We start from the raw sequence: 9,622 nt of genomic DNA, 5'->3' as shown, positions 1-9,622 counted from the left end.
AGCACAAAGTGCTGAACGTTGCCTGGGAAAGTAGGACGTCGCCGGTTTTAAAAAATGACTATCCATCTGGATAGTCATTTTTTTATACAATCTATTTTAATTTTCAAAACACATGCTCCAAGTATTGAGGTGTGTTAAAATTTTAAACCAAGGAAATATGGACATGACAATTTATTCTTCCTATTCGTATGTAAAATACTATTGTTCGTTAACTGTATTTTTTATAATTTCCATTGCAATGTCTTTTGCTATTTTTCCAGACACTTGTTCTTTTTGATTATCTAGGTAGATTGCAAAATAATATCGTTTTGAACCCTTTTCACAAAACCCTACAAATTTTCCGCTGCCAAGTCTACCTGTTCCCGTTTTACCGTAAACACGAAGATTGTCAGTTTCTTCAGTCAACATTATATTTTTTAAAATATCTATATTATTTTGTGAGTATTCTGTATTTCCTTCAAATATATTTCTTAAGATATTTACTTGCTCAAGAGCAGAGATTTTTAGGGAGGAATCAAGCCAAAATCCATTCACATCAGGGAATGGCGCTTCGAGGCTTCCATTCCATTTACTAATGTCACAGTTTCCATATTTCAGCTGGTTTAATTCTTTTTGAACCTGATCTTTTCCAACTTTATCAATGACTTGTCGGTAATACCATACACAGGAATTGTTAAAGGCATCTTTTAAAGTTAAATTTTTATTCCATGTTTCTATAGGATAAATGGTACCATTATAATTCATTGTAGAATCTTCTGATGAAAGAACTCCATTTTTCAACCCCATAAGAGTAGATATGATTTTAAATGTGGAACAAGGTGTACTTTGTACATTACAAAGGTTCTTATTATAGAAGTAATAAATCTTATTTTGATTATCATATAATACGGCACAACCATCAATTCCATTAAAATATTGGCTATAATCAACCTCCTGAGATATTTCATCTGTAGTATGTGGGCGAGCTACTTTATTGGACTTTACTTTTTTATCGCTTCCACATCCAATTAAACTGAGAACTAAGGTTGTTAATAATATAAAACATAATATTTTTTTCATCTTTCAAACTCCTTGTCATAATAATTTTAGTTTAGACTTAAATCTTACATATGTAATATTTTATATCTTACAACTGTAAGATATAAATGTCAATATTATTTTGGTTGACATTATAAAACTTTAATACTATAATTCTTTATATTACACTTGTAAGATTTGGACACTTGAAAGGAGCAGATGATGAAAAAAATTCCACAGATATCAGAAGCCGAGTTTGAAGTCATGAAAATTATATGGGATTATCATCCTATCAGCACAAATGAAATCATAGAACATTTAAGTAAAACAAAGACCTGGAGTCCTAAAACAATACAGACTATGATGATTCGTCTAGAAAAAAAGGGTGCTGTTAAACATAAGAAAGAGAGTCGTTTATACATTTATTCCCCTATTGTAAGAAAAGATGATTATATTGACATGGAAAGCCGAAATTTTCTTAATCGTTTTTACTGTGGAACCATTCAGTCAATGGTTACAAGCTTTATAGAAAATGATAAATTATCAGAAAAAGATATAAAGGAACTTAAAGAATTATTAGCGCAAAAGGATAAAAGGGGGTAAATATTTGATGTCTTTCCCTTTTTTTATTAGTCTATTATGGAATAACGTTATATCTTCGATTGTAGTTTTTATCATATTATTTATAAAAATAAGTGCAAAAAAATATACGTCAGCTGAATTTCAATATTACATTTGGACTGCGTTAATTATTATTCTTTTTATTCCATTCCTTCCATTACAGAGTTTTTCAGTAAATAAGTTCTTTGTAAGACCAGAAATTACAATGAACTCTTTTTTACCGGAAGCCAATAATCTTGAAAATTATAGTTCTTTTCATGGTGTAATTAAGGATTTCTCAGTATCAGTACAACAAACTTCATATGAGACGGTGAATATTCTTATTATAGCTTTATGGATTACAGGTATTTTAGTTTTTACCGGAACTCTTTTAATTACTAACTTAAGGCTTTATAAACTTAAACAGAATTCAACAATTTGTAAGAACCAAAAAATATATGGTATTTTTGTTCAGTGTAAATTAAAAATGAAGATAAGAAAGAAGATAAATTTATATCAATCCCGACTTGTTAATACACCTTTTAGTTTTGGAATGATACATCCATGTGTTATTGTGCCTGAATCAATGGTTAAAAATATGAGAAAAAATGAAATTAATTATATTTTCATGCATGAACTGCAGCATTATAAGAGTAAAGATATTTTTTTGAATTATGTAATTAACTTTTCGAAAATCATCTATTGGTTTAACCCTTTTATCTGGTATGCAGTCAAGTATATGCGAATTGACAGAGAAATTGCATGTGATGCAGGAGTTTTAAAAAGATTAGACGAGAGCGAATATGAACATTATGGAAATACGATTATTAATTATGCAGATAAATATTTTAATATGCCAAATTTTGATTTAGCACTTGAATTAATCGGAAACAAAAAACAAATAGTTCAGCGTATAACAGAAATTGCTTGTTATAAAAAAGTTAATTGTAAGCAAAGATTAAAGAATGCTCTGGCCCTGTTACTTGTAATTGCCATAATAATAATAGCTTCTCCTATTACAGCTATAAGCGTAAAAGCTGAAACAACTTATAGCTTGACAAATACTGATGTTGCATATGAAAACCTTGGTTCATATTTTAAAGGGTATAATGGAAGCTTTGTACTTTATGATTTAAATAATAAAAAATATTATATTCATAATTATAAACAAAGTTCAGTCAGAGTATCACCGGACTCAACTTACAAAATATATAGTGCTTTATTTGCATTAGAAAATAATGTTATATCTTCTGATAACACACAACTTCTATGGAATCATAAAAAATATCCCATTGATAAGTGGAATCAGGATCAAGATATTAATTCTGCAATGAAATATTCAGTAAACTGGTATTTTCAGGAGTTAGACAGCCGGCAGGACTTAGATGTGTTGAAAGACGATTTTAAAAGAATTAAATATGGAAATAAGGATTTATCTAGCGGAGTGAAACAATTTTGGGCTGAATCCTCTTTGAAAATTTCTCCGATTGAACAAGTAGAAATACTAACTCAATTTTATAATAATACTTATAATTTTGATAAAGAAAATATCCAGACAGTAAAAGACGCATTACTGATTTCACGTTCAGACAAATTTACACTTTATGGTAAAACAGGTACAGGAAATATAGAAGGAAAGAACGTAAATGGATGGTTTATCGGATTTATAGAATCAGAGGGAAACTGTTATACCTTTGCTACCAATATTCAAGATGGTAATAATTGCAGTGGAAGTGCAGCTGCAAATATTACGATGGATATTCTTTCTTCTAAACTTAATAATGGAATTATGCTCTAAATGTTAATGTAGGGTAACCAAAATAACTTTTTAAAATATATTAAATATAGTGTCAATGAAGACATTTATTACAAATAATTAGTTTTAAGGAGTTGTTTTATGCATTTTATATCAGTATTTTTATTTGCTTTATCTGCGAATATAGATAATTTTATAGTTGGTACAGCGTATGGATTAAAGAAAGTAAATTTTAATTTTAGGGAGACCAGTATTATAAGCAGTATAATACTACTAGGAACAATAATCGCTATGACTTTTGGGAAGATATTACTTGAATTTATACCAATGGATTTAGCGGGTTCCTTAGGTGGAAGCATGATTATCTGTATGGGAGTATATTATCTTATCGTATTTTGTAAGAACAAAAATAAAGAATTAGATAATATTGAAGAAAACAAAGACAATAAAAGTGGAAAAATCATTGACGAAGATTGTAAAGCTAAAATACAGAAACGACAATATAAAGAGAGCGTAATATTGGGATTGGTTTTATCAATTAATAATGCTGGGTTAGGTATTGGTGCTAGTATTACAGGGCTAAATATAGTGGTTACTTCTATAGTATCTTTTGTATTTAGTTTTATGTTTATATATTTAGGAAATAAACTAGGGAATAGCTGGGGTGCAAACATTATTGGAAAATATGCAGAACTAGTGTCGGGCCTAATTATTATTTTTTTAGGCTGTTTAGAAATTTATATATAATGCTTTTATTACATTAAAGAAAAGTACATCTTAAAAACAATATAAAGGGGAAAATATATGAAGAAAATCTTAATTGCAGTAATAATTGTCATGTGTTCGTTGTATATGTTTACTGCGGATAATAAAGTTCATAATCCATACCTTCAGAAGAATATGGAGGAGTATGGTGTTTTCTTAAGTATTGATAATAAGGAAATGGCAGAATTCAAAAATTATAAGACTATTGTAATAGATGCATCTTATTTCAGTAAAGAAGATATTGCATCCCTTAAACAAGATGGGCATAAGGTGTATAGTTATTTAAATATTGGGTCATTAGAAAATTTTAGATCGTATTATAAAGAGTATTCAAAATACACCCTTGGAAAGTATGAAAACTGGGAAGAAGAACAATGGGTTGACGTTTCTGCAGAAGGGTGGCAGGAATTAGTTAAAAAGCTGGCGAAAGAATATGAAGAAAAGGGAGTAGATGGTTACTTTATTGATAACTGCGATGTTTACTATGTTTATAAGCAGAATAATATTTATAAGGGTTTAGTTGAGATTTTAGGGGAGCTAAAGAACAGTGGGTTAGACGTTATTATAAATGGAGGGGATACTTTTGTTTATAAGTATTATAAAGACCATGATACTCTAGAGGGGATTTTAACTGGTATAAATCAGGAGACCGTATTTTCAAGTATAGATTTTGAAAAAAATAGATTTGCTATGAGTTTAAAAGAAGATAGGCAGTATTTTATTTCTTATTTACATAAAATGAACAATGCAGGTGCAGTAATTTATTTATTGGAATATACAAATGATGAAAAACTTGTTAAACAAATAAAAAAATACTGCACCAAAAATAACTGGAAATATTACATTTCTGATTCTATCGAATTAGATTAACTAATCATCCCATTCCCAATCTCCGTCCGAAGCACCTATTTCAAAGTGAAGCTTAGCAATACCTAAATCAATTTGCTCAACTCCGCTATTAGATGTAATCCATGCACGTACAGAAGGAAGAGTGCTTTCACATGACTCGCCAGTATACATAAACTTAATAGGCTGTTTATTTAAAGCTGAAGGAGCTAATTGGACAGCTTTTATTCCTTCAGCGAACCAATCAGGTATACGTTCTTTAGAATCGAAGAAGTCCTCAATAGGCTTCTTTTTTGTATGTATAACACTAGCAATCAGTTTATCTTTAAAACTTTTTTTTACTGATGGATAACCAATTGGTATAATACAATATATCTCTTCACGAGGTGACAACTGGCACACACATGCATCTTTATTGTAAGTACCAGCAACCCAACATGTCCCAAGACCATATTCTGTTGCTTCAAGAACTAATTTTTCACCATAGTAACCTATTTTTTCTTTTTCATGAATCCCATTGGCCTTTCCAATCATAGCGATATAATTGTTAACACCAGAAAACATCCCATAGCTTTTGGAAAGCGTGTTAAAAGCCTGTCCATTATTTAAAATCAATTGGATATTTAATCCAGATAAAATATTATATTCACTAATTGATGTTTGAAGTCTTTCAATAATTGAGACTTCTATTTTGGTTGGTAAGTAGCTTCGGCTGGAGTGCCGTATTGTTATTGCATGTTTATAGTCCATAATACCCTCAAATCCCCATTATAAGAAAGAATACTAGATTCTATCAATTTTCTTTTTAGAAAATTTAAATGCTGTTATGGCGGAAAGTACGATCATAGCTGTACCAAGACATACATTTAAAATAGATAACATAAGATTTACTTTTGCAATTGTTTTCATAATTTTCTCCATTCCATAATTTACTTAAATATAGCTAATATAGTCATTTTAACTTATTTATCCTTAAAGTGGAAGCTTTTTTTACCTTCTGCATAATCTGCGACAATGTGGCCGTTACCAAAAAGTTTATATTTATAAGTTACAAGACCTTCAAGACCAACAGGACCTCGGGCGTGCAGCTTACCAGTGCTTATACCTACTTCTGCACCAAAGCCATATCTAAACCCATCTGCAAATCTTGTAGAACAGTTCTGATATACTCCAGCGGAATCTACGTAACTCATAAATTGGTCTGCAGCAGTATTTTTTTCAGTTACTATACAATCTGTATGATGAGAACCATACTTATTTATATGGTCGATTGCTTCTTCAATACAATTTACTAGTTTTATGGATAGTATATAATCAAGGTATTCTGTTTCAAAGTCTTCTTCTGATGCAGATTCACATTTAATAATTTTTTGCGTCTCATTGCAGCCTTTTATTAAAACATTTTTAACTTTTAATGTGTTTTGTAATATAGGTAAGAATTCTTCAGCAATATCTTTATGCACTAAAAGTGTTTCAAGGGTATTGCAGGCGGCTACATATTGTGTCTTTGCATCTGCAACAATAAGAGCAGCTTTTTTGATATCAGCATCTTTGTCAACATAGACGTGACATACTCCATCAGCATGACCCATAACAGGGATTTTTGAATTTGCCATGATATATTGAACGAAGGCATTTGAACCTCTAGGAATAAGTAAATCGATAGATTCGTGACACTTAATTAATTCATCAATTCCTGCACGATTTTCAACTAATGCTATAAAATTTTCAGGGAGTTCTGCAGTGAGACCGGCTGATTTTATAATGTCAAATAAAATTTTGTTGGTTTTAGCAGCTTCACTTCCTCCTTTTAAGATAGAGCAGTTTCCACTTTTAATGCATAAAGTGGAAATTTGAATAAGTGCGTCCGGACGAGATTCAAAGATTACACCTATAACTCCAATGGGGCAAGTAGTTTTTATTAAAGTTAGTCCCTCATCAAGTTCCCTTTGAAGAAGTTGCTTAAAAAGTGGATCAGCAAGACCTAAAAGACTATCAATTCCACTTAATATATCTTGTAATTTATGTTCATCAAATTTTAATCTATTGATAACGGGTTGTGCTAGATTGTCAGCCTTAGCTTTTCCCAAATCTTCAGAGTTTGCTTTAAAAATAGCTTCTTTATTTTCCTGTAATGCTTTAGAGATCGCTTTTAAAGCGTTATTCCTTATATCTTCTTTTAGTGTAGCCATTTTAAAGCTGGCACTTTTAGCGGAACGAGCCAATTCATTATAATTAATCATTTTATATACTCCTATTATATACTCCTATTACATTTTTACTGCTTTATCTTTTGCATAAGCTTTAAGAGGTGTAGGACCTTTTAAAGCAGTACGTTTAATAAATAGCGTACCGTCTTTTTTAGAGTGAACACGCCAGGTTACTAAAATAAACTTACCATAGATCAGTTCAAGACATGTAATTCCACGGGGATGCATACCGCAACCTACATTAAAATATGCAGGTTCTCCAGGATCAGGGAATTTAGGCCTGTGTGTATGACCACATAGGATAATTGTACCATGCTTGGAATTCCATTTTGTATAATTCTTTTCTACTTTATGCATTTTCTGTCTGCTTTTAGCAGGACTTGCAGCATATTTTACACCAATTAAATGCATGAAGTGCCAAAAGAAACGTATCATAAAATGTGAAAAAAAGGATAATTGATCATTAATTAAATCGCCCTGATGTCCATGGACTACAAAGATTTCCTGTTTTGTTTTTTTATGTTTAAATCGGAAGGCTTCATATACTTTTAAACCAGGGAATAAAGCGACTTTTTCGCCTAAGTAATCGTCATATACATAGTACATATTCTTTTCAACCCAGGCAGGTGATTTCATATTCATATTATGATTACCAAAAATCATATACAATCTATTGGCATCATAAAATTCTTTAAGCTTATTAAATACGGAAAAATGGCCATTCCTTATATGTTCAAAGTTCGAATGTTCCCAAAGTTCATCACCATCGCCAACTTCTACATATGAAAAATCATTTTGATAATAATAATTTAAAGCATGGTAAAATATATGTTTATTCTTACCAAACTCATCTGCAATACTGTCATCACCACGGTGAGTATCACTAAAAAAAACAAACTTTGATGTATCATCAAAAGGTATTTCCTTTGCATTTTTATAAACTTCATCTAGTCTTGAAATTGTATTCATGATGATATCACCTCTAAAATCCGTTCCATTAATATTTTTATAAAGTGGTTAGTCTCCATATAATTTACATTATTGCCTTGTTTTAACACAATAAAACCATTATCAAAGGTTTCATATTTTTTCAACTCAGAAAAGTCTTTTAAAAAGGCTTTTGTATCAACGATAACTAACCCAGACTTTCTTATTATGGGCAAATTTATATAAAATTCTTCAGAGAATCTATCAAAATCTAAAAAACAAGGACAATCGTCAAGGCCATACGCCGAATAGGATATTGGATTTCTTTGATAGCCAGAGATCTTAATTTCTTTAGAATCAAAAGAAATCTTAGTAATATGTAAGTCACTTATGGGAAAACCTAAGCTAAAAAAAGCTTTATGAATATCTGATTTTTCTAAAACAGGAAGTAATTGTGAAAGTTGTAATACGTCATCGCTGTTATGAAGCATGATTAGGTGACGAAGTTCACTACTCTGAGTAGTCAAAAACTGTTTGTACATTTGTACACTTTCAGCCCCTGAAATTTCATCCGTTCTTGTAGACCAGAGACCCATAAAGTTTTCAACAGTTTTTTGCTTTAAATTTGGTAATAATTTTCTTAAGGTAGAATGACCATTTAAAATAAGATATAAATCTAAATTAAATGGGAATTGATAATCTCTTAATATACCTAGCTCGCTCATTCTTGCCTTTAAATACTTTATATCAAAGTGTTTGCCATTGTATGTAATAACTATATCTAAAGTGCGTATATCCTCGAGGAAAGCAACTAGTGCTTGCTTCTCTTCTTCTAAGCTTTCAGCAAAGTACTGTTTTAGGGTGACACCGGCGTCAGTATACAGAAGAAGTCCACCAAGAATAAAATGGCTATTATGAGGTGAGAGTCCCGTAGTTTCAATATCCAGCACTCCAATTTTTTTATTTTTTCTATTACCTATATAAAAATCTAAAAGACGTGACTGATATTTTAAATATTTATTATCTATATAATCATTCTCTATTATGTACGTTGTAATCACCATCCCAAATATTTTTCTGTGAGTCTTCTAAAATTCACTCAATTTATCTTTGTGAGTCCGTCAAGGTTGATTATACCACAAATTTCATTTTTATCTTTTGCCCGTACACGGGTCATAGGGCATTTGTGGTGCAATTCACTCAGTTTATCTTTGTGAGTCCGTCAAGGTTCATTATAGCACAAATTCATGGATTTTCTTTTACAAAAAACAAAATAGACCGCAGGGGTGCAGTCTATTTTGTTCAAAAGGGGTATTGGGATTAGAGATTAATGAGGTTATCAGGGGGATAACCACGGTGTTATTATACCTAAATTTGTCGTAATATGCAAGAGTTCGTCGCAAAAAACTATAAAAAAATATATTTTGACGTTCGTTTTATATATAAATTGGTTTTTATTGCCTATATAATAAAAACATAAACAATAGCTTAGCCCAAACAA

Annotated in this window: 10 protein-coding genes; 4 read left to right on the top strand and 6 right to left on the bottom strand. The window is 30.7% G+C overall.

The window, feature by feature from the left end; translation table 11 throughout:
* Window positions 1–198: 198 nt before the first annotated feature.
* Window positions 199–1,059 carry a penicillin-binding transpeptidase domain-containing protein gene (locus tag RTW14_RS11695; RefSeq protein ID WP_312651443.1) on the bottom strand — a complete coding sequence of 287 codons (861 nt, stop codon included), beginning with the start codon at window positions 1,057–1,059 and terminating at the stop codon, window positions 199–201.
* A gap of 180 nt (window positions 1,060–1,239) precedes the next feature.
* On the opposite strand from RTW14_RS11695, the gene RTW14_RS11690 reads away from it, so the two are divergent.
* From RTW14_RS11690 to RTW14_RS11675, 4 genes are all read left to right on the top strand, one after another.
* Window positions 1,240–1,620, top strand: a complete 381-nt coding sequence (locus tag RTW14_RS11690; protein WP_312651440.1) for a BlaI/MecI/CopY family transcriptional regulator — start codon at window positions 1,240–1,242, stop codon at window positions 1,618–1,620.
* Between the two features lie 7 nt (window positions 1,621–1,627).
* Window positions 1,628–3,415, top strand: a complete 1,788-nt coding sequence (locus RTW14_RS11685) for a BlaR1 family beta-lactam sensor/signal transducer (protein ID WP_312651437.1) — start codon at window positions 1,628–1,630, stop codon at window positions 3,413–3,415.
* 99 nt (window positions 3,416–3,514) lie between these two features.
* Window positions 3,515–4,120, top strand: a complete 606-nt coding sequence (locus RTW14_RS11680) for a manganese efflux pump (RefSeq protein ID WP_312651434.1) — start codon at window positions 3,515–3,517, stop codon at window positions 4,118–4,120.
* Window positions 4,121–4,177: 57 nt separating this feature from the next.
* Complete coding sequence (locus RTW14_RS11675) at window positions 4,178–5,008, top strand: endo alpha-1,4 polygalactosaminidase (RefSeq protein ID WP_312651432.1); 831 nt, start codon at window positions 4,178–4,180, stop codon at window positions 5,006–5,008.
* On the opposite strand, the gene RTW14_RS11670 is transcribed toward RTW14_RS11675, so the two are convergent.
* Genes RTW14_RS11670 through RTW14_RS11650 form a run of 5 tightly spaced genes read right to left on the bottom strand, consistent with a single transcriptional unit; the run spans window position 5,009 to window position 9,185 of the window.
* Window positions 5,009–5,734 (bottom strand): nitroreductase family protein, encoded by a 726-nt coding sequence (locus RTW14_RS11670; protein ID WP_312651430.1) that lies wholly within the window; start codon window positions 5,732–5,734, stop codon window positions 5,009–5,011. It abuts the gene before it with no gap.
* Window positions 5,735–5,767: 33 nt separating this feature from the next.
* Window positions 5,768–5,893 carry a hypothetical protein gene (locus RTW14_RS11665; protein ID WP_312651427.1) on the bottom strand — a complete coding sequence of 42 codons (126 nt, stop codon included), beginning with the start codon at window positions 5,891–5,893 and terminating at the stop codon, window positions 5,768–5,770.
* Window positions 5,894–5,946: 53 nt separating this feature from the next.
* Window positions 5,947–7,227, bottom strand: a complete 1,281-nt coding sequence (locus tag RTW14_RS11660) for a glutamate-5-semialdehyde dehydrogenase (RefSeq protein WP_331654440.1) — start codon at window positions 7,225–7,227, stop codon at window positions 5,947–5,949.
* Between the two features lie 27 nt (window positions 7,228–7,254).
* Window positions 7,255–8,163 (bottom strand): metallophosphoesterase, encoded by a 909-nt coding sequence (locus RTW14_RS11655; RefSeq protein ID WP_312651424.1) that lies wholly within the window; start codon window positions 8,161–8,163, stop codon window positions 7,255–7,257.
* Window positions 8,160–9,185, bottom strand: coding sequence for a ribonuclease H-like domain-containing protein (locus RTW14_RS11650; RefSeq protein WP_312651420.1), 1,026 nt, complete (start codon window positions 9,183–9,185; stop codon window positions 8,160–8,162). Before RTW14_RS11650 ends, RTW14_RS11655 begins: the two co-directional genes overlap by 4 nt.
* Between the last annotated feature and the right edge of the window lie 437 nt (window positions 9,186–9,622).

Origin of the sequence: Aminipila sp., from assembly GCF_032051575.1 — a bacterium.
GTDB lineage: Bacteria > Bacillota > Clostridia > Peptostreptococcales > Anaerovoracaceae > Aminipila.
This window is presented reverse-complemented; position numbering and strand designations above follow the sequence as displayed.

Bases quoted from the DNA above. Each gene is read 5' to 3' on its own strand.
- RTW14_RS11695 (WP_312651443.1), bottom strand. From the start codon at position 1,059: ATGAAAAAAATATTATGTTTTATATTATTAACAACCTTAGTTCTCAGT.
- RTW14_RS11690 (WP_312651440.1), top strand. From the start codon at position 1,240: ATGAAAAAAATTCCACAGATATCAGAAGCCGAGTTTGAAGTCATGAAA.
- RTW14_RS11685 (WP_312651437.1), top strand. From the start codon at position 1,628: ATGTCTTTCCCTTTTTTTATTAGTCTATTATGGAATAACGTTATATCT.
- RTW14_RS11680 (WP_312651434.1), top strand. From the start codon at position 3,515: ATGCATTTTATATCAGTATTTTTATTTGCTTTATCTGCGAATATAGAT.
- RTW14_RS11675 (WP_312651432.1), top strand. From the start codon at position 4,178: ATGAAGAAAATCTTAATTGCAGTAATAATTGTCATGTGTTCGTTGTAT.
- RTW14_RS11670 (WP_312651430.1), bottom strand. From the start codon at position 5,734: ATGGACTATAAACATGCAATAACAATACGGCACTCCAGCCGAAGCTAC.
- RTW14_RS11665 (WP_312651427.1), bottom strand. From the start codon at position 5,893: ATGAAAACAATTGCAAAAGTAAATCTTATGTTATCTATTTTAAATGTA.
- RTW14_RS11660 (WP_331654440.1), bottom strand. From the start codon at position 7,227: ATGATTAATTATAATGAATTGGCTCGTTCCGCTAAAAGTGCCAGCTTT.
- RTW14_RS11655 (WP_312651424.1), bottom strand. From the start codon at position 8,163: ATGAATACAATTTCAAGACTAGATGAAGTTTATAAAAATGCAAAGGAA.
- RTW14_RS11650 (WP_312651420.1), bottom strand. From the start codon at position 9,185: ATGGTGATTACAACGTACATAATAGAGAATGATTATATAGATAATAAA.